General features: G+C 66.2%; 17 protein-coding genes. 12 read left to right on the top strand and 5 right to left on the bottom strand.

What is annotated here, in order from left to right; all coding sequences use genetic code 11:
* The 6 genes from tcuA to AC3ANW_RS20570 are packed head-to-tail and all read left to right on the top strand — an operon-like array spanning position 1 to position 6,413.
* Positions 1–1,458 (top strand): FAD-dependent tricarballylate dehydrogenase TcuA, encoded by a 1,458-nt coding sequence (tcuA, locus tag AC3ANW_RS20595; protein ID WP_488342686.1) that lies wholly within the window; start codon positions 1–3, stop codon positions 1,456–1,458.
* On the top strand, positions 1,442–2,644 hold the full coding sequence (gene tcuB, locus AC3ANW_RS20590; RefSeq protein ID WP_488342685.1) for a tricarballylate utilization 4Fe-4S protein TcuB: 1,203 nt from the start codon (positions 1,442–1,444) through the stop codon (positions 2,642–2,644). The genes tcuA and tcuB overlap by 17 nt, the downstream gene beginning before the upstream one ends.
* Positions 2,645–2,675: 31 nt before the next feature.
* Entirely contained in the window at positions 2,676–3,638 is a 963-nt protein-coding gene (locus AC3ANW_RS20585) for a Bug family tripartite tricarboxylate transporter substrate binding protein (protein ID WP_488342684.1), read from the top strand.
* A gap of 9 nt (positions 3,639–3,647) precedes the next feature.
* Positions 3,648–4,427: a class II aldolase/adducin family protein gene (locus AC3ANW_RS20580; RefSeq protein ID WP_488342683.1), complete on the top strand. Its 780-nt coding sequence runs from the start codon at positions 3,648–3,650 to the stop codon at positions 4,425–4,427.
* A gap of 28 nt (positions 4,428–4,455) precedes the next feature.
* Entirely contained in the window at positions 4,456–5,427 is a 972-nt protein-coding gene (locus AC3ANW_RS20575; protein WP_488342682.1) for a Bug family tripartite tricarboxylate transporter substrate binding protein, read from the top strand.
* A complete protein-coding gene (locus AC3ANW_RS20570; protein WP_488342681.1) occupies positions 5,385–6,413 on the top strand; it encodes a D-2-hydroxyacid dehydrogenase in 1,029 nt (342 codons plus the stop codon). Before AC3ANW_RS20575 ends, AC3ANW_RS20570 begins: the two co-directional genes overlap by 43 nt.
* Here the strand turns inward: AC3ANW_RS20570 and AC3ANW_RS20565 are convergent.
* Positions 6,410–7,618: an MFS transporter gene (locus AC3ANW_RS20565; RefSeq protein ID WP_488345475.1), complete on the bottom strand. Its 1,209-nt coding sequence runs from the start codon at positions 7,616–7,618 to the stop codon at positions 6,410–6,412. The two genes, AC3ANW_RS20570 and AC3ANW_RS20565, sit on opposite strands and share 4 nt — an antisense overlap.
* Before the next feature lie 263 nt (positions 7,619–7,881).
* Between AC3ANW_RS20565 and AC3ANW_RS20560 the strand changes: the two genes are divergently transcribed.
* A complete protein-coding gene (locus tag AC3ANW_RS20560; protein WP_488342680.1) occupies positions 7,882–9,222 on the top strand; it encodes a diguanylate cyclase in 1,341 nt (446 codons plus the stop codon).
* A 162-nt stretch (positions 9,223–9,384) separates the two neighbouring features.
* The gene (uvrA, locus tag AC3ANW_RS20555; RefSeq protein WP_488345474.1) at positions 9,385–12,372 is read left to right on the top strand and encodes an excinuclease ABC subunit UvrA; all 2,988 of its coding nucleotides are present in this window, start codon (positions 9,385–9,387) and stop codon (positions 12,370–12,372) included.
* Here uvrA and AC3ANW_RS20550 read toward each other — a convergent pair.
* Positions 12,369–13,304, bottom strand: coding sequence for a LysR family transcriptional regulator (locus AC3ANW_RS20550; protein WP_488342679.1), 936 nt, complete (start codon positions 13,302–13,304; stop codon positions 12,369–12,371). The two genes, uvrA and AC3ANW_RS20550, sit on opposite strands and share 4 nt — an antisense overlap.
* Positions 13,305–13,412: 108 nt before the next feature.
* On the opposite strand from AC3ANW_RS20550, the gene AC3ANW_RS20545 reads away from it, so the two are divergent.
* The gene (locus tag AC3ANW_RS20545) at positions 13,413–14,927 is read left to right on the top strand and encodes a CoA-acylating methylmalonate-semialdehyde dehydrogenase (RefSeq protein WP_488342678.1); all 1,515 of its coding nucleotides are present in this window, start codon (positions 13,413–13,415) and stop codon (positions 14,925–14,927) included.
* 12 nt (positions 14,928–14,939) lie between these two features.
* Here AC3ANW_RS20545 and AC3ANW_RS20540 read toward each other — a convergent pair whose 3' ends face one another.
* Positions 14,940–15,917 carry a Bug family tripartite tricarboxylate transporter substrate binding protein gene (locus tag AC3ANW_RS20540; protein WP_488342677.1) on the bottom strand — a complete coding sequence of 326 codons (978 nt, stop codon included), beginning with the start codon at positions 15,915–15,917 and terminating at the stop codon, positions 14,940–14,942.
* Between the two features lie 122 nt (positions 15,918–16,039).
* Positions 16,040–16,210, bottom strand: a complete 171-nt coding sequence (locus tag AC3ANW_RS20535) for a hypothetical protein (protein ID WP_488342676.1) — start codon at positions 16,208–16,210, stop codon at positions 16,040–16,042.
* Positions 16,211–16,467: 257 nt separating this feature from the next.
* On the opposite strand from AC3ANW_RS20535, the gene yajC reads away from it, so the two are divergent.
* The 3 genes from yajC to secF all read left to right on the top strand — a co-directional run bounded on the left by yajC (position 16,468) and on the right by secF (position 19,776).
* On the top strand, positions 16,468–16,803 hold the full coding sequence (gene yajC / locus AC3ANW_RS20530) for a preprotein translocase subunit YajC (protein ID WP_488342675.1): 336 nt from the start codon (positions 16,468–16,470) through the stop codon (positions 16,801–16,803).
* Between the two features lie 111 nt (positions 16,804–16,914).
* Positions 16,915–18,801, top strand: a complete 1,887-nt coding sequence (secD, locus tag AC3ANW_RS20525; RefSeq protein WP_488342674.1) for a protein translocase subunit SecD — start codon at positions 16,915–16,917, stop codon at positions 18,799–18,801.
* A gap of 21 nt (positions 18,802–18,822) precedes the next feature.
* Positions 18,823–19,776, top strand: coding sequence for a protein translocase subunit SecF (gene secF, locus AC3ANW_RS20520; RefSeq protein ID WP_488342673.1), 954 nt, complete (start codon positions 18,823–18,825; stop codon positions 19,774–19,776).
* A gap of 48 nt (positions 19,777–19,824) precedes the next feature.
* Here secF and AC3ANW_RS20515 read toward each other — a convergent pair whose 3' ends face one another.
* On the bottom strand, positions 19,825–20,322 hold the full coding sequence (locus AC3ANW_RS20515; RefSeq protein WP_488342672.1) for an NUDIX hydrolase: 498 nt from the start codon (positions 20,320–20,322) through the stop codon (positions 19,825–19,827).
* Positions 20,323–20,374 lie beyond the last annotated feature (52 nt).

Genomic DNA, 20,374 nt, shown 5'->3' with positions numbered 1-20,374 from the left:
ATGCCAGAAGGCAACCCACCACCCGACGTATTGGTGATCGGCGGCGGCAACGCCGCGCTGTGCGCCGCCCTCATGGCGCGCGAGGCCGGCGCCTCGGTGCTGCTGGTCGAATCGGCCCCGCGCGAATGGCGCGGCGGCAACTCGATGCATGTGCGCAACCTGCGCTGCATGCACGACGAACCGCAGGACGTGCTGATCGAGGCCTATTCCGAGGAGGAGTACTGGCAGGATCTGCTGAAGGTCACCGGCGGCCTGACGAACGAACATCTGGCCCGCCTCGTGATCCGCCATTCTTCCGGCTGCCGGCCGTGGATGCGGCGCCACGGCGTGCACTTCCAGCCACCGCTTTCGGGTGCCCTGCACGTGGCTCGCACCAACGCGTTTTTCATGGGCGGCGGCAAGGCCCTGATCAATGCCTATTACCGCAGCGCGCAGGACCTGGGCGTGCAGGTGCGCTACGACACCACGGTCGAAAAACTCGAACTGGACGGCGGCCGTTTCGTGGCGGCGGTCACCGACACCGGCGAACGCATCGAGGCCCGCAGCTGTGTCATGGCGTGCGGCGGTTTCGAATCCAACCTGGCCTGGCAGCGCGACGCCTGGGGGCAGAACGAACGTGGCGAATGGCCGGCCGAGAACTTCCTGGTGCGCGGCACACGTTTCAACCAGGGCGTGCTGCTGAAGTTCATGCTGGATGCCGGCGTCGACAGCATCGGCGACCCGACCCAGGCGCATTGCGTGGCCATCGACGCCCGTGCTCCGCTTTACGACGGCGGCATCTGCACCCGCATCGACTGTGTGTCGCTGGGCCTGGTGGTCAACCGGGACGCGCAACGTTTCTACGACGAGGGGGAGGATTTCTGGCCCAAACGCTACGCCATCTGGGGTCGCCTGGTGGCCCAGCAGCCTGGACAGATCGCGTATTCGGTGATCGACCGGAAAGCCATCGGCCGTTTCATGCCGCCGGTGTTCGACGGCACTAAAGCCGACACCCTCGAAGACCTGGCGCGACAGCTGTGCCTGGACGTTCCCGCCTTCATGAAAACCGTCGACGACTACAACGCTGCCTGCCGTATCGGCACTTTCGACCACACCACCCTGGACGACTGCCACACCGAAGGACTGAGCCCCGCCAAGACCCACTGGGCCCGGCCGCTGGACACGGCTCCCTTCTACGGCTATCCGCTCCGCCCCGGCATCACCTTCACCTACCTGGGCCTGAAGGTGGACGACAGCACAGCCGTGCGGTTCGACGACCGACCGAGCGACAACCTGTTCGTGGCCGGCGAGATGATGGCCGGCAACGTGCTGGGCAAGGGCTATACCGCCGGCGTCGGCATGAGCATCGGCACCGCCTTCGGCCGCATCGCAGGAGTGGGCGCGGCGCGCTACTGCGGTTTCGAGCATCCCGATTTCGACAAAGAAATGAAGGGAGCCCGCCATGCGGCAGCTCACTGAACTGGTCGCCCAGGTGCAGTCGGAAAACGCTGCCGTGCCTGCAGCGAGACGGGTGATCCCGATCCATGCGGCGGCGTTGCCGCTTTCCGCCAGCGAGGCGGAGGTCGCCCGAATCCTGCAGATCTGCAACGCCTGCCGTTACTGCGAAGGTTTCTGCGCGGTGTTCCCCGCCATGACCCGGCGACTGGAGTTCGGCAAGGCCGATACCCACTACCTGGCCAATCTCTGCCACAACTGCGGCGCCTGCCTGCACGCCTGCCAGTACGCACCGCCGCACGAATTCGCGGTCAACGTGCCGCAGGCCATGGCCCAGGTGAGGCTGCAGACGTATCACGACTACGCCTGGCCGCCGGGCATGGGCCGGCTGTACCAGCGCGCCGGGCTGACGGTGGCGCTGGCCCTGGCCGGCGGCCTGGCCTTGTTCCTGGTACTGGGTCTGGCGATGGCCGGCCCGCTGCTGCATCAGCCGCTGGCGGGCAACTTCTACGCCATCTTTCCGCACAACTTTCTGGCGGCGGCGTTCGGTTTCGTGTCGCTGTTCGTGGTGCTGGCACTGGGCCTCGGCGTGCGGCGTTTCTGGCGTGAGGTGACACCCGCCGCCGGTGTGCCGGGCGCGGCCGCCGCCGAGGCCGCGCACGACGCCCTGCGACTGAAATACCTGGGCGGCGGGCACGGCCAGGGTTGCAACGATGCCGACGACAGGTTCACTCTCTGGCGCAGGCGTTTCCATCACTTCACCTTCTACGGTTTCATGCTGTGTTTCGCCGCTACCTGCGTGGCGACGCTATACCACTACCTGCTCGACCTGCACGCGCCTTACCCGCTGACCAGCGTTCCGGTGGTACTGGGCACGCTGGGCGGCGTCGGGCTGCTGATTGGTCCGACCGGCCTGCTGTGGCTCAACCTGCGGCGCGATCCGAAACACGGCGACGCGGCGCAAAAACCGATGGACCGGGGTTTCATCGCACTGCTGCTGCTGACCAGCGCCACCGGCCTGGCGCTGATGGCCTGGCGCGACACCGCCGCCATGGGCCTGTTGCTGGCGGTGCACCTGGGCGTGGTGATGGCGCTGTTCCTTACGCTGCCCTACGGCAAGTTCGCGCACGGCATTTTCCGCAGTGCCGCGCTGCTCAGGTTTTCGATTGAAAAACGGCTGCCCAACCGACTGCAGCTGGGCAGCGACTGAGATTCATGAAAACCACGATGGAGACAAAAAGATGTTCACCCGACGATTGCTCGCCGCCGCGCTGACCCTGGCGGCTTTCGGTGTCCACGCCCAGGACTTTCCGCCCAGGAAACCCGTCACCCTGGTGGTCGGTTTCGCGCCCGGCGGTGCCGCCGACGCGGCCGCCCGGCTGATCGCCAGGAAGCTCGCCGAGAACATCGGCCAGAGCGTGGTGGTCGACAACCGCGGCGGCGCGGGCGGCAACATCGCCCACCAGTACGTCTCCAATGCCGCGGCGGACGGTTCGATGCTGCTGTTCGGATCGGTCGGCCCGCTGACGATCGCGCCGCACCTGATGAAGCTGCCCTACGACCCGTTCAAGGACCTGGCGGCGGTGTCGGGCGGAGTCAATTTCCCCAACGTGCTGGTGGTCAACAAGGCGGTCGGTGTGACCACGCTGGCGCAGTTCGTGGAGCTGTCGAAGAAAAAACCCGGCAGCGTCGATTTCGCCTCCACCGGTGCCGGCTCGGCATCCCACCTGGCCGGTGAGCTGTTCAACCAGCGCGCCGGCATCGACATGACCCACGTGCCCTACAAGGGCGGGGCGCCCGCGCTGCAGGACCTGCTGGGTGGGCGCGTCGCCTCCTACTTCGCAGCGCCGCCGACCGCGCTGCCGCAGATCGAGGCCGGCAAGCTGATTCCGCTGGCCACCACCGGTCCCACCCGCCCGGCCTACATGCCCAGCATTCCGACCGTCGCCGAAGCGGGCTACCCCGGCTTCGAGGCCTTGAACTGGTACGCCTTCGTGGCACCCGGCAAGACTCCGGCACAGGTGCTGGACCGCTGGAATGTCGAGATCGTCAAGGTGCTCGACGATCCCGGCGTGAAGGAGGCGCTGAACAAGCACGGCCTGACCCCGCAACCCACCAGCCGCGCCGAACTGACCGCCTTCATGCATGCCGAATCCGACAAGTGGGGCAAGGTGGTGCGCGACCGAAAAATCACCGCCGAATAAGGAGCCGCCATGGCCGATATCCAGATCGAATCGATGAAGGACAAATGCAGCCCGGCCGAATGGCAGGCGCGTGTCGACCTAGCCGCCTGCTACCGCTTGATCGAACATTTCGGCATGGCCGACATGATGGCCAACCACATCTCGTCACGGGTGCCGGGCGAGGACGGCGCCTTCCTGATCAACGCCTACGGAATGATGTACGAGGAGATCACCGCGTCCAGCCTGATCAAGGTCGATCACGACGGCACGGTGCTGGCCAAACCCGACTTCGGTGCGCTCAACTACGGCGTCAACAAGGCGGGTTACGTCATCCACAGCGCGGTGCACCACGCACGGCCCGAGGTGGACTGCGTGATCCACACCCACAGCTGGGCGTCGATGGCGGTGTCTTCGCTGGACTGCGGCCTGCTGCCGCTCACCCAGACGGCCATGCGTTTCCTGAAGATCGGCTATCACGACTACCAGGGCGTGGTGCTGGATACCGCCGAGCAGGAATCCCTGGTGGCCGACCTGGGTCAGGGCGAGGCGCTCATCCTGCGCAACCACGGTGTGCTGACGGTCGGCCGCACCGTCGGCGAGGCCTTCAACTGGATGCACCGGCTGGAGCTGGCCTGCCGTTCGCAGCTCGCCGCCATGGCATGCAACACCCCGCTGCGCGCAGTGCCGGCGCCGGTGCTCGAAGAGACCTGGAACAACTACCAGCCCGGCACCCGGCGTCCCTACGGCGTGATGGAGTGGCCGGCGCTGCTGCGCAAGCTGGACCGCATGGACCCGAGCTACGCGACCTGATTTTCGACAGCAAGACAGGAGACAAAAAATGATTCGCAGACAACTGCTGGGCCGAACGATGGCCCTGGCGGTGGCCGCAGGCTGCGCGCCCCACGTGCAGGCCCAGGCCGCCTATCCCAGCAAGCCGGTCAGGGTGCTGGTCGCCTTCACCGCAGGCGGCACCACCGACATCCTGGCGCGTGCGGTCACCCAGAAGATGACCGACAAGCTGGGCCAGCCCTTCGTGATCGACAACAAGCCGGGCGGCGGAGGCAACATCGGCACCGAAATGGCGGTACGTGCGCCGGCCGACGGCTACACCCTCATCGTCAATTCGGTCGGCCCGATGGCGGTCAACCAGACGCTCTACAAGAACCTGTCGTACGACCCGCTGAAGGACCTGGTGCCGGTGGTGCAGCTGGCCGACGTGCCCAACGTGCTGGTGGTCAACAACGACGTGCCGGCGAAGACGCTGGAGGCCTTCATCGCCTACGCCAAGGCCAACCCCGGCAAGCTGAGCTACGGCTCGACCGGTGTCGGCACCTCGTCGCACCTGTCGAGCTACATGCTCAGCCAGCGCATCGGTGCCGACACCCTGCATGTGCCCTACAAGGGTTCGGGCGCACTCAACGACCTGCTGGCCGGCCGGCTGCAGTTCATGTTCGCCACCATTCCGTCGGTGATCCAGCACATCAAGGCCGGCAAGCTGCGGGCGCTGGCGGTGTCCAGCAGCAAGCCGTCGCGTTCTCTGCCGGACGTGCCGACGGTGGCCGAGAAGGGCTTTCCGGGTTTCGAGGCGGGTTCCTGGTTTGGTTTCTTCGCGCCCAGGGGGACACCCGCACCGGTCATCGCCCTGCTCAACAAGACGGTCAACGAAATCCTGCCCTCGCTGGAAGAACAGATGGTGCGTGAGGGCGCGGACCCGGTCGGCGGATCGCCCGAGCAGTTCGGCCGGTTCACCCAGAAGGAGTTCGAGAAATGGGCGGCGATCGTCAAGGCCTCGGGGGCGACGGCGGAATGACACCGGGCGGCGCGTCGCTGCGCATCCTGTTGTCCAGGCTGGCCGCAGCGAGGCATGGCGACGCCATTGCGGCCACCTTGCAGGGCCGCGCTCACGAATTGGTGTTTCCGGAGGACACGCCGGATGCCGACCTGGCTTTCATCTCGCGCGAGGTGACCGGGCTGTCGACCAAACATCAGGTGCTGCCGCACACCCGGATTTTCTACGACGCGCTGCTGGCCGCCCCGTCGCTGCGTTGGGTGCAGGTGCATTCGGCGGGCGCCGACCGCCCCGTCTTCGAACAATTGCGTGAGCGCGGCGTGGCCGTCGCCACCGCGTCGGGTGCCAACGCCGAGGTGGTGGCGCAGACCGCGGTGGCCGGGCTTCTGGCACTGGCTCGGCGGTTTCCGCAACTGATGGCGGCGCAACGCGAACACCGCTGGGCATCGCTGATGGGCAGCGCCCTGCCACGCGAACTGGCGGGGCAGCAGGTCACCATCGTCGGCTGGGGTCCCATCGGCCAGCAGGCCGCCCGTGTGCTGGCGGTGCTGGGCCTGAAGGTGGCGGTGGTGCGGTCGAGCGCGCAGCCCGTGTCGGCCGACATTCCGACGGTGGCCTTCGAGCAGCTGGACGACCTGCTGCCCACCACCGACTGGCTGCTGCTGGCCTGCCCCCTGAGCAAACGCACACGCGGGCTGGTCGGTGCCGCTGTACTGGCGAAATTGCCGGCCGGCGCCCATCTGCTGAACGTGGCCCGCGGCGAGATCGTGGATGAGCCGGCGTTGATCGAAAGCCTGCGCTCCGGTCGGCTGGCGGGTGCCTACCTGGATGTCTTCGCGCATGAGCCTCTGGCCGCCGAATCGCCGCTTTGGGATTTGCCCAACGTGATCGCCACCCCCCACAGCGCCGGTTTTTCCGACGGCAATGCAGCGCGGGTGGCGGCGATGTTTCTTGAAAACCTGGCCCGCTGGAATCGGGGCGAACCGCTGCTGCGCCTGAGTGCCTAGCGGTCCAGCGACGAACCGCCGGCAGGCGGTGCCGGCGGGTTCAGTCCCCAGGTCACGGCCAGCCAGGCCAGGGACAGCAGCAGCGTGGCCGAGAACAGTCCGATCGGGCCGGCTTCCTTGATGAGGGTTCCGCCCATCGCGCCTCCGGCGAACAGGCCGAGCGACTGCAGCGTGTTGTAAGCGCCCAGCGCCGAACCGCGCAGCGCGCCCGGTGCCAGCCGCGACACCAGACTGGGCTGGCTGGCCTCGAGGGCGTTGAAGCCGCAGAAGAAAACCAGCAGCAGCACCGCCAGCGGAGCCACGCCCCAATCGGCCACCTGCCCGCCGGCCAGCGACAGCCCGAGCAGCCCTGCCTGCACCAGCACGATCAGCCCGACCGAACCGCGAAGCGCCGCCCGCAGATGGCCTTTTCTTTCCAGCGGAAAAAGTGCGGCGCCCATCACCACGAAGGACAGCAGCACGGCCGGCAGATAGACCCACCAGTGGCGTTCCTTTGCCAAACCCGCGTGCACCAACAGGGCCGGCACCGCCACCCACATCGACAGCTGGATGGTGTGCAGCGCAAACACGCCGAAATTGAGCCGCAGCAGGTCGCGTTGGCCCCACAGCGCCGACAGCGGCGCCCGCGGTGCGCCCGCGCCGTGCACCGGCTCCGGCGGCACCCACCAGATGGTGGCCGCCAGTCCGGCCAGCGCCAGCACACCCGTGAGCGCGAACAGGCCCGACAGGCCGATGTGCGCCGACAGCGGCGGTGCCGCCACCAGGGCCACCGCGAACATCAGCCCGATGCTGCCGCCGACCAGCGCCATCGCCTTGGTGCGCACCGAGTCGCGCGTGAGATCGGCCAGCAGGGCCGTGATGGCGGCCGAGACGGCGCCCGCGCCCTGGATCGCCCGGCCGATCAGGAGGCCGTGCAGGCTGTCGGCGAAGGCGGCGATGAAACTGCCGAGCGCAAACACCAGCAGGCCGATGGCGATGATGCGTTTGCGGCCGAAACGGTCGGATGCAAAACCGAAAGGCATCTGCAGGAACGCCTGCGTCAACCCGTAAATGCCCATGGCCAGCCCGACCAGCGCGGGGTCGTCGCCACCCGGATAACGCCGTGCTTCCAGCGCGAATACCGGCAGCACCAGGAACAGGCCGAGCAGCCGCAACCCGAACAGCGAAGCCAGCGAAAAGCTGGCGCGGCGTTCGACGGATGTCATGCGGTGGGCGCTGGCCGCACCTGCCGGCGGGGCGTCGGAAGCAGGGGAGGTGGGGGAAGACACGGGGGTCGCGGAGGTCACGGGCAGGACGGGATGGCGGCGCAAATGCGGATTGTCGGTGATCGGCCCCAGCCGCTGCCGCGGGCGGTATGTCCGAGCGGGAAAACAGGTGGCCGGATCGTTACTTTTTGACTTTCAAAAGCCGGCGCTCCGTGCTGTAATTTTTCGATGCAGGTCTCTTCTCCATCGCGCCCCGGTTCCTGATGGCCGACTTCGATATCGCGCTGCAGGCCCCACCCGACGACAGCCATCCGCTGGCGCGATTGCCCGGCAAGCGACGTGAGGGCGAACTGCCGCTGATCGTCATGCTCAGCGCCGATGAAATGCTGGAACGCGGCATCGGTCCTTACATGGAGCAATACGGTTTGCGCCTGGAGCGCCATGCCGACGCGATGTTGGCGGTGGCCGCAGCCATCCAGGGCACGGCGGTGGCGGTGCTGGTGGATGTCGAGGCGGGTTTCAGCGCCGAGACCAACGCCGCGGTGCTCGAACTGAGCCGGCACCGCATCGCCTGGTGCGCGGTGGCGGGCCAAGGCGACTACGCGCTGCGCCTTCAGGCCCTGCGGCGCGGCGCCTGTTTTTTCTTTACTTCCCCTCTCACCATGGAGGCGCTGGTGCAGGTGATAGACCCGCTGGCGTTTCCGGTGGAAGAGCCGCCTTATCGGCTGCTGATACTGGACGATTCACGCACTGTTCTAGCCGGTATCCGCCGGGCGATGGAGCCCTTCGCGGACATCCAGCTGGGCATCCTGAGCCAGCCCCACAAGGTGCTGGAGGTGCTGCGTTTCTTTGTGCCCGACGTGCTGCTGCTCGACATCCACATGCAGGGCTGCACCGGCCTGGAAGTGGCGCAGATCATCCGCCAGCACAAGGATTTCGAGTCGGTGCCGATCGTCTTCCTGACCGGCGAGACCGACCCCAAGGCCCAGAACGACGCCATGCGCCTGGGCGCCGACGACCTGCTGCTGAAGCCGGTGGCGACCGAGCTGCTCTACAACGTGGTCACGCAGAAGGCCAGGCGCTACCGTGGCCTGCGCCGGCTGATGGAGGAAGACAGCATGACCGGGCTGTACAACCACGGCAAGACCAAGGCGCTGCTGCAGCACTACCTGCAGCAGGCCGGTCGCCAGGGCAAGCCCATGGCCTATGCGCTGCTGGACATCGACCACTTCAAGCGCATCAACGACACCCACGGCCACGGCATGGGCGACCGGGTCATCATGACCCTGGCCCGCCACCTGCGGCAGAGGGTGCGCGGCACCGATGTGGTGGGCCGTTACGGGGGCGAGGAGTTCGCGGTGGTGCTTTTCGACTGCGGGCCGGAGCAGGCGCTGCAACTCGTCGAAGACCTGCGCGAGAGCTTCTCGCAGGTCACGCACGGGTTGTCGGGCAACCGGTTCGTCGCGACCTTCAGCGGCGGCATCGCGCATGCGCCGCCCAACAGCACCCTGGCCACGCTCATGGGGCGGGCGGACGAGGCCTTGTACGAAGCGAAACGGACCGGGCGGAACCGCGTGGTGGTTGACCGATCGGCTCGCCCATAGAGATAAGGGACACACGAAAACCGACACGGCCCGCCGGGGTGTGGCCGGCTATCATGGTCGGTTACTTACGCCCACCCCAGCGCGCCCACCTTGAGCCAGCCCCGCCGACCCGAAGACCATCCGAACGGCACGCCCGACGCCGCCGCCCCGGCGCCTGCCTATCTGGGCAAGGTGCTGCGTGAGCAGCGCATCAGCATCCGCGGCGCGCGCACCCACAACCTCAAGAACATCGATCTCGACCTGCCGCGCAATGCGCTGGTGGTGATCACCGGCCTGTCGGGTTCGGGCAAGTCGAGCCTGGCCTTCGACACGCTGTATGCGGAGGGACAGCGGCGTTATGTGGAAAGCCTGTCGGCCTATGCACGGCAGTTCCTGCAGCTGATGGACAAGCCCGACGTCGACCTGATCGAGGGCCTGTCGCCCGCCATCAGCATCGAGCAGAAGGCCACCAGCCACAACCCGCGTTCCACCGTCGGCACGGTGACCGAAATCCACGACTACCTGCGTCTGCTCTATGCCCGCGCCGGTACGCCGCACTGCCCCGAACACGGCGTGCCGCTCACCTCGCAGACGGTCAGCCAGATGGTCGATGCGGTGCTGGCGCTGCCCGACGACACCCGGCTGATGATCCTGGCGCCCGTCGCACGCGACCGCAAGGGCGAGTTCACCGACGTATTCGCCGAGATGCAATCGCAGGGTTATGTGCGTTTCCGGATCGACGGCACGGTGGTCGAACATGAAAACCTGAACCCGCTCAAGAAGACCGAGAAACACGACATCGACGTGGTGATCGACCGCCTGCGGGTACGGCCCGATGCCGACCCCAAGGCGCGTACCGAATTCCGCCAGCGACTGGCCGAAAGCTTCGAGGCCGCCCTGCGGGTGGGTGGCGTGGAAGGGGCGGGCCGCATCATCGTGCTGGAGATGGACACCGGGGTCGAACACATGTTCAACACCCGTTTTGCGTGCCCCATCTGCGCCTGGTCGATCAGCGAACTGGAACCGCGCCTGTTCTCGTTCAATTCGCCGGTCGGCGCCTGCCCGTCCTGCGACGGCCTGGGTGTGCTGGAGGTGTTCGAGGAAGACCGTGTGGTGGCCTTCCCCAGCCTGAGCCTGGCAGCGGGCGCAGTAAAGGGCTGGGACCGCCGCAACGCCTTCTATTTCACGATGATCGAAAGCCTGGCTTCGCATTACCGCTTCGCCATCGATACGCCGTTCGAAGAGCTTTCCGAGCATGTCCGCGGGGTGGTGCTGCACGGCTCGGGCACCGAGGACATCAAGTTCGGCTACACGCTCGAGGGCAGCGCCAGCGGCCGCAAGATGAGCCGCAAGCATCCCTTCGAGGGGATCATCCCGAACATGCAGCGGCGCTGGCGCGAAACCGATTCGCCGGCGGTTCGGGAAGAGCTTTCGCGCTATCGGGGTACGCAGTCGTGCCCGTCGTGCGGCGGCGCGCGGCTGCGCATCGAATCCCGCCATGTGCGCATGGGCGAAGGCGAGGGCGCGCTGGCCATCCAGGACGTCAGCCGCATGACCCTGCGCGACAGCCAGGCCTGGTGCGGCACGCTGACGCTGGCGGGTTCCAAGGGCGAGATCGCCCAGAAGATCGTGCGAGAGATCGGCCTGCGGCTGCAGTTCCTGAACGACGTCGGCCTGAGTTATCTCAGCCTGGACCGCAGCGCCGAAACGCTGTCGGGCGGCGAGGCCCAGCGCATCCGTCTGGCGTCGCAGATCGGCTCCGGCCTGACCGGTGTGATGTACGTGCTGGACGAGCCCAGCATCGGCCTGCACCAGCGCGACAACGACCGCCTGATCGAGACGCTGCGCCACCTGCGCGACATCGGCAACAGCGTGATCGTGGTCGAGCACGACGAAGACATGATCCGCGCCGCCGACCATGTGGTCGACATGGGCCCGGGCGCCGGTGTGCACGGCGGCCAGGTGATGGCGCAGGGCACTTATGCCGAGGTGTCGGCCAATCCGGATTCATTGACCGGCGACTACCTTTCAGGCCGCCGCAGCATCGCAGTGCCGGCCCGTCGTACCGCATGGTTGCCGGTGGGTGCCGAGGTGCAGGTCGAACGCGCAGACGCCGCTCCGGCACGCTTCCGCAAGGCCATGCCGACCACCGGACGCGACGGCCTGCAATCGCTGCGGGTGGTGGGCGCCACCGGCCACAGCCTGAAGGGCGTGACGGTCGATTTCCCGGTGGGACTTTTCACCTGCGTGACCGGCGTTTCGGGCTCGGGCAAGAGCACGCTGGTCAACGACACGTTGTACACCGCCGCCGCGCACCTGATCCACCGCGCCCACGACGAACCGGCCGAACACGAAACCATCGAGGGCCTGGAATATTTCGACAAGGTCATCAATGTCGACCAGTCGCCCATCGGCCGCACGCCGCGCAGCAACCCGGCCACCTACACCGGCCTGTTCACACCGATCCGCGAGCTGATGGCGGAGACCAACACCGCCAAGGAACGGGGCTACGGCCCGGGCCGTTTCTCGTTCAACATCGCCGGTGGGAGATGCGAGGCCTGCCAGGGCGACGGCATGGTGAAGGTGGAGATGCACTTCCTGCCGGACGTGTACGTGCCCTGCGATGTCTGCCGCGGCGCACGCTACAACCGCGAGACGCTGGAAGTGCAGTGGAAGGGCCGCAACATCGCGCAGGTGCTGGCGATGACGGTCGAAGAGGCGCATGGCTTCTTCACCGCGGTGCCGACCATCGCCCGCAAGCTGCAGACACTGCTCGATGTGGGCCTGTCGTACCTGACCCTGGGGCAAGCGGCGACCACACTTTCGGGTGGCGAGGCGCAGCGGGTGAAGCTGGCGCTGGAGCTTTCCAAACGCGACACCGGCCGCACGCTTTACGTGCTGGACGAGCCCACCACCGGCCTGCATTTCGCAGACATCGACCTGCTGCTGAAGGTGCTGCACCAACTGCGCGACGCGGGCAACACCATCGTGGTGATCGAACACAACCTGGACGTCATCAAGACGGCAGACTGGGTGATCGACATGGGCCCCGAAGGCGGTGCCGGCGGCGGCACCGTGGTGGCGCAGGGCACACCCGAACAGGTGGCCGGCAACCCGGCCAGCCATACCGGCCGCTACCTGAAACGCTACCTCGAAAGCGCAGCCGCCTAGGCGGGTGGCGCGGCCGAAAAGCCGCCGGCAAAGGCGGTTTTCAGGTGGTCGACAAAGGCCGATACGGCACGCGGCACGTGCGCCGAATACGGCCGCACCGCGAACAGCGATTCGCCGAAGGCATCCACATTGGCCCACTGCGGCAATACCTCGACCAGCTTGCCCGCCGCCAATGCGGATTGCGCGCTGAAGTCGGGCAGCAGGGCGATGCCGACGCCGGCCGAGGCAGCGTCGCGCAGCGCCTCGCTGTTGTTGGCTGAAAACGGACCCGACACCGGCACGGTGATCCGCTCGCCGTCGCGCACGAAGGCCCAGGCGGCCGCGTCCTGCGCACGGGGATAGAACAGGCAGTCATGGTCGGCCAGGTCGCCTGGCACGCCCGGTGTGCCGCGCCGCCGCAGATAGGCACGGCTGGCGACCAGCACCGACCGGGTGGACGCCAGGCGCCAGGCCACATGGGTTTCCGGCAGGCTCGCCGTGTGGCGCACTGCCAGGTCGAAGCCTTCCATGGCCAGGGAACGCAGCCGGTCCGACATGTCCAGCTCCAGCCGCACCCGGGGATGTGCCTTCAGGAAATCGCCCAGCAGCGGGACCAGCTGCTGCCGGGCAAAGGCGACCGGCGCGGTGACCCGCAGCAGGCCCTGCGCTTCGGTCGCCAGGTCACGCACGCCGGCGAAACTGTGGCGTATCTGTTCGAAGGCGCCGAGGGTGCCGTCGACCAGCCGTTCGCCCGCTTCGGTGAGCCGAACGCTGCGGGTGGTGCGCTGCACCAGGGGCACTCCGGCCGACCGTTCCAGTTCGGCGATGCGCTGGCTCATGGCCGCCTTGCTGACACCCAGCCGTGCAGCGGCCGCGGTGAAACTGCCTTGCTGGTGCAGCACGGTCAGCCAGTGCAGGTGAGCCCACAAGGCGTCGATATTTTCGGATTTCATGGCCTGATTGTTCAGCATTCCGAACAATCAATTCAGTCGGCAGGGCTAGGCAGCACCGGGCGGGATTCCTAGACTGCCAGTCTTCCAATTCGCCAGGGACAGCCCGCCATGACCACCGCCTTCACCGACTCTGTCGACATTGTCCATTTCATCGACGGCCAGCTTTTCCCGGGTTCCGGCGACCGCAGCCAGGCGGTGTTCAACCCGGCGTTGGGCAAGGAAGCACGGCGGGTGAGGCTGGCGGCAAAGCCCGATGTCGAGGCCGCCATCGCCAGCGCCAAGAAGGCGTTTCCGGCCTGGGCGGACACACCGCCGATCCGCCGTGCACGGGTCATGCTGAAGTTCCTGGAACTGGTCAACCAGCACAAGGACGAGCTCGCTGCGATCATCACCGCCGAACACGGCAAGGTGTTCACCGACGCACAGGGCGAGGTTTCGCGCGGCATCGACATCATCGAATTCGCCTGCGGCATTCCGCAGCTGCTGAAGGGCGACTTCACCGACCAGGTGTCCACCGGCATCGACAACTGGACCCTGCGCCAGCCGCTGGGTGTGGTGGCCGGCATCACGCCCTTCAACTTTCCGGTGATGGTGCCGTGCTGGATGTTCCCGGTGGCGCTGGCGGCCGGCAACTGCTTCATCCTGAAGCCGAGCGAACGCGATCCGTCGGCGTCACTGCTGATGGCCAGGCTGCTGAAGCAGGCCGGCCTGCCGGACGGCGTCTTCAACGTGGTGCAGGGCGACAAGCTGGCGGTCGATACCCTGCTGGAACACCCCGACGTCAAGGCGATCAGTTTCGTCGGCTCCACGCCCATCGCCAATTACATCTACGAAACCGGCGCGCACCACGGCAAACGGGTGCAGGCTCTGGGCGGTGCCAAGAACCACATGGTGGTGATGCCCGATGCCGACCTCGACCAGGCCATCGATGCATTGGTCGGTGCGGGTTACGGCTCGGCCGGCGAGCGCTGCATGGCGATTTCGGTGGCGGTGCTGGTGGGAGACGTGGCCGACAGGATCATTCCGAAACTGGCGGAACGTGCCCGGGCACTCATCGTGAAGAACGGCATGGAACCCGACGCCGAGATGGGCCCGATCGTGACGAAACAGGCGCTGGAGCGCATCGAGGGTTACATCGCCATCGGCGTCGAAGAGGGCGCCGAACTGGTGGTGGACGGCCGCGGTCTCAAGGTGCCCGGCCATGAAGATGGCTTCTTCACCGGCGGCACGCTGTTCGACAGGGTCACGCCGGAGATGCGGATCTACAAGGAAGAGATCTTCGGCCCGGTGCTGGCCTGCGTGCGGGTCGCCGACTTCGCCGAGGCGGTGGAGCTGGTCAACGACCACGAGTTCGGCAACGGCGTGGCCTGCTACACGCGCGACGGCCATGTCGCCCGGGAATTCGCACGTCGAATCCAGGTCGGAATGGTCGGCATCAACGTGCCGATCCCGGTACCCATGGCCTGGCACGGTTTCGGAGGCTGGAAGAAGAGCCTGTTCGGCGACATGCATGCCTACGGCGAGGAAGGCGTGCGTTTCTATACCAAGCAGAAAAGCGTCATGCAGCGCTGGCCGGAGAACACGGCCAAGGGCGCAGAGTTCGTGATGCCTACGGCAAAGTAAGCCGCCGGGGGCTTATTCGATCGTGGCGCCGGAAGCGTGCACGATGCCCTTCCACTTCTGGTAGTCGCTCTTGACGACGGCGCCGAAGGCTTCGGGTGTCATCGACTGCGGCTCCGCGCCCTGGTCGTGGATGGCGGCCTGCATTTCCTTGGTCGCCAGCAGCTTGTTGACCTCGCGGTTGAGCTGGGTGACCACCGCCTGCGGCGTGCCGGCCGGCGCGAACAGTCCATACCAGGTGCTGACGTCGAAGTCCTTGTAGCCCAGTTCGGCCACGGTGGGCACGTCGGGCAGCGAACTGCTGCGCTTGATGGAGGTCACCGCCAGCGGCCGCAACTTGCCGGCCTTGATCTGTGCCATGGCCGACGGCACCGACGAAACCATCAGGTCGATATTGCCGGACAGCACGTCCATGAGCGCCGGGTTCGATCCCTTGTAGGGGACATGGCGGATCTGGATGCCGGCGGCCTGCTTGAAGATTTCGCCCGCCAGGTGGATGGTGGTGCCGTTGCCGGGCGAGCCGAAGGTGATGGTGTCGGGTTGCGCCTTGGCGGCAGTGACGACGTCACCCAGCGTCTTGAAGCGTGGGTTGGTGGCCGAGGTCACGATGATGATGGGTGTGTAGGCCACATCGGCCACCGCCACCAGATCGCGTGTCGGGTCATAACCCACGTTCTTGTAGAGCCAGGGCGCCACGACCATGTTGTCCTTCTGGCCCATCACGATGTCGTAGCCGGTGGGTTGGGCCTTGGCAGCTTCGGCGATTCCGATGGTGCCGCCCGCGCCGGCCCGGTTGTCGGGAACCACGGTCCACCTGGTGGCTTCGGTGATCTTCTGTGCGACCAGGCGCGACAGGATGTCGGTGCCGCCGCCTGGCGGGAAGGGCACGATCAGCCGGATGGGCTTGTTGGGGTAGGTGGACGGTGCCTGCGCCTGCACACCGGTGGCGCATGCCACGGCGAGCAGGGCGAACGACAGGGCTTTGCGAATCATGGGAAGAGTCTCCGGATGGGCTGTACAACGGCCCGTTCGGGACTCTGCGGCCCCGGCGCCGGGCGCGCGAGGCGGCAAGTGTGCCGCAAGTCAGCCGCGGCGGAGACTGGGGAAACCGCCGGTCAGGACGGATCCTTGCTGCGCGTGCGGCCCACCGCGCTGAAAATCCCGATGCCGAGCACGATCAGTGCGCCGATGGCGATATAGGTGTTCGGTACATGTGCCGCCACGGCGCCCCAGATGAGGCCACCGAGAAAAATGAGGAAACCGATCATGTAAAGGGCAAAGGACACGGCTAGCTCCATCTGATTGAGTGATGCCGGAATCTGCTCCGAAAGAGGCCGTGTGCGGCGTACGCGCCTGTCGTCACTTGGCCGTGGGCACGCTCCTACAGCCATAACCGTGAGGGCCAGGGGTCTGCAGGTGAAGGGCAAATAGTGCCCGCATACAATTCGAGGTTCGCCCGCCTGCTGCCCGACCGGCAAGCGGCTGTGTGCGAATCGCCCTTTTCCTCAATACCCGACGGCCCTCCGGCCGTGGAGCCGACAACGTGTTCATCTCTTCCGCTTTTGCCCAGACCGCGCCCGCCGCATCCGCCACCGGCGGCGGCATGATGTCCTCGCTCACCGGCATGCTGCCGCTGGTGCTGATGTTCGTGGTGCTGTACTTCATCATGATCCGCCCTCAGATGAAGAAGCAGAAAGAGCATCGCCTGATGATCGAGGCGGTCGCCAAGGGCGACGAGATCGCCACCGCGGGCGGCATCATCGGCCGCATCACCAAGCTGTCCGAAGGCAGCGTCTCGATGGAAGTCTCGCCCGGCGTCGAAGTGCAGCTGCAGCGCAGCGCCATCGCCCAGGTGCTGCCCAAGGGCACCCTGAAGTAAGCAGGCGCCAAGGCGCCGGCCTGCCGGCACCGCCTGTGTTTTGTCTGTCATCCGGATCGCGCCGGCCCGTCCCGCGATCCCCCCAGCGGCCCCGCCGCACAAAGCGCGATCATGAACCGTTATCCGGTCTGGAAGTACACGATCCTGGTGATCGTGCTGCTGGTGGGCGTGCTCTATACGCTGCCCAATTTCTTCGGTGAAGCCCCGGCCGTGCAGGTCTCGGCGGCCAAGTCGGCCGTCAAGGTGGACACCACTACGCTGACTCGGGTCGAAGAGGCGCTCAAGGCTGCCAACCTGCCCGTTTCGGGGATTTCTCTCGACGGCACCTCGGTGCGTGCCCGCTTCGAGTCCACCGACGACCAGCTGAAGGCCCGTGACGCCGTCCAGCGCGCGCTGGTGCCCGACGCCAACGATCCCTCTTACGTGGTGGCGCTCAACCTGCTGTCGCGTTCACCGGCCTGGCTGACCAAGCTGGGCGCGGTGCCCATGTACCTGGGCCTGGACTTGCGCGGCGGCGTGCATTTCATGTTGCAGGTCGACATGGCTGCGGCGCTCGACAAGAAGGTCGAATCCTATGCGGGCGACCTGCGCAGCAGCCTGCGTGACAAGAACATCCGCCACGGCGGTGTGTCGCGCGACGGCCAGGCCATCGAGATCCGCGCCCGCGACGCCGCCACCGTGACGGCGGTCAAGAATGCCATTTCCGACCAGTTCCCCGATCTGGTCAGCAGCGATGCCGGCGAAGGCGAAAGCGCACGTGTCGTGGCCCGCATCAAGCCTGAAGCGGTGCGCAAGGTGCAGGACCAGGCGCTCAAGCAGAACATCACCACCCTGCACAACCGGATCAACGAGCTCGGCGTGGCCGAGCCGGTGATCCAGCAGCAGGGCGCCGACCGCATCGTGGTGCAACTGCCCGGCGTGCAGGACACCGCCAAGGCCAAGGACATCCTGGGCCGCACCGCGACCCTGGAAGTGCGCATGGTCGATGAGAGCAGCGAAGCCCGCGCGGCCGAACGCAACAGCGGGGCAGTGCCCTTCGGCGACGAGAAGTACAGCGACCGTGCCGGCCAGGCGGTGGTGGTCAAAAAACAGGTCGTGCTGACCGGCGAGAACCTGACCGACGCCCAGCCCGGCTTCGACAACCAGACCCAGCAACCTACCGTCAATCTGACGCTGGATGCCAAGGGTTCACGCATCTTCCGCGACATCACCCGCGACAACATCGGCAAACGCATGGCCATCGTGCTGTTCGAAAAGGGCAAGGGCGAGGTCGTGACCGCGCCGGTGATCCGTTCCGAAATCTCGGGCGGCCGGGTGCAGATCTCCGGCAGCATGAGCACCGTCGAAGCCAACGACACCGCGCTGTTGCTGCGTGCCGGTTCGCTGGCCGCACCGATGGAAATCATCGAGGAACGCACCATCGGCCCGAGCCTGGGCGCCGAGAACATCTCGCGCGGCTTCCACAGCGTGGCCTGGGGCCTGGCCGCCATCGCGGTGTTCATGTGTTTCTACTACGCGATGTTCGGTGTCATCTCCAGCATCGCGCTGGTGGTCAACGTGATGCTGCTGGTCGCCATCCTGTCGATGCTGCAGGCCACGCTGACGCTGCCCGGCATCGCCGCCATGGCGCTGGCGCTGGGCGTCGCCATCGACTCCAACGTGCTGATCAACGAACGCATCCGCGAAGAACTCCGCAACGGCGCATCGCCGCAGGCGGCCATCGCCACCGGCTACGACCGGGCGTGGGCGACCATCCTGGACTCCAACGTCACTACCCTGATCGCCGGCCTGGCCCTGCTGGCTTTCGGCTCGGGCCCGGTGCGTGGTTTTGCGGTGGTGCATTGCATCGGCATCCTGACCAGCATGTTCTCGGCCGTGTTCTTCTCGCGCGGGCTGGTCAACCTGCTGTACGGCCGCCGCAAGAAGCTGAAGAGCGTCGCCATCGGCACCGTCTGGCGTCCCGAAGCCGATTCGGCTTCCACCGCCGTCGCGAAATAAGCGAATCAGGAAATATCAATCATGGAATTTTTCCGCATCCGCCGCGACATCCCGTTCATGCGCCACGCGCTGATCCTGAACGCGGTTTCCATCATCACCTTCCTGGCCGCCGTGTTTTTCCTGCTGCACCGCGGGCTGCACCTGTCGGTGGAATTCACCGGCGGCACGGTGATGGAGGTCAACTACACCCAGTCGCCTGATCTGGAGGCGGTCCGCAAATCGGTCGCCGGTCTGGGTTTCCAGGACGTGCAGGTGCAGAACTTCGGCACCGCCCGCGACGTCATGATCCGGCTGCCGGCCCAGAAGGGCGTCAGCTCGGCCCAGCAGAGTGAAAAGGTGATGGCTTCGTTGCAGGCAGACAAGAGCGCCGGCGTGACCTTGCGCCGCGTCGAGTTCGTCGGCCCGCAGGTCGGCGAAGAACTCGCGACCGACGGCCTGAAGGCGCTGGCCGTGGTGGTCGCCGGCATCATGATCTACCTGGCCTTCCGCTTCGAATGGAAGTTCGCCGTGGCAACCGTGCTGGCCAACCTGCACGACGTGGTCATCATCCTGGGCTTCTTCGCCTTCTTCCAGTGGGAATTTTCATTGGCGGTGCTGGCGGCGGTGCTGGCGGTGCTGGGTTATTCGGTGAACGAATCGGTGGTGATCTTCGACCGGGTGCGAGAGACATTCCGGCGCCAGCGCAAGATGGACACCGAGGCGGTCATCAACCATGCCATCACCTCGACCATCAGCCGGACCATCATCACCCACGGTTCCACTCAGATGATGGTGCTGTCGATGTTCTTTTTCGGTGGTGCCACGCTGCATTACTTCTCGCTGGCGCTGACCATCGGCATTTTGTTCGGCATCTACTCGTCGTGTTTCGTGGCCGCCGCGATTGCGATGTGGCTGGGCGTGAAACGCGAAGACCTGGTGAAGCCGCTGCCTGCGAAGGGCGACGGCAAGGACCCCAACAACGGGGCTCAGGTCTGATCATTCCGATCAAACGGGCGCACATAGCGCCCGTTTTTCATTGGTGATTCAGGTTGTTGCGCCGGTTACGCTGGGGTCGCTGTACACCGCCGAAAGGGGGAAACGCTGGCCCGCCAGGTAATCTTCCAGGCAGCGCAGCAAGAGCGGGCTGCGATGGCGTTCGGGGCAGGCCCGGATCTCGTCCGCGGTCATCCAGATGGCGCGGACGATACCTTCGTCCAACGGCTGCCCCTCGTGGTGTTTGCCGACCTTGCCGGCAAAGGCAAAGCGAAGATAGGTGATGTCTTCGTTGTCGCGGCTACGGGTGAATCGCGAGATATAGACGCCGACCAGCGCGGTCGGCGTGAACTCATGGGCAGACTCTTCGAGCGCTTCGCGGGCGCAGCCCTGCTCGGGCGTTTCGCCAGGGTCGAGGTGGCCGGCCGGATTGTTGAGTTTCAAACCGTCCGCGGTCTCTTCCTCGACCAAAAGGAAACTGCCGTTACGTTCTATCACCGCCGCAACGGTGACATTGGGCTTCCAGCGAAGAGGGGCCTTTTGCGTCATGCCCGGCATTATCCAGAGGCTGAACCACCGCAGCTTGACGTTAAGCTGCGCG

This window comes from Xylophilus sp. PBN-3R (genome assembly GCF_057747805.1).
This window is presented reverse-complemented; position numbering and strand designations above follow the sequence as displayed.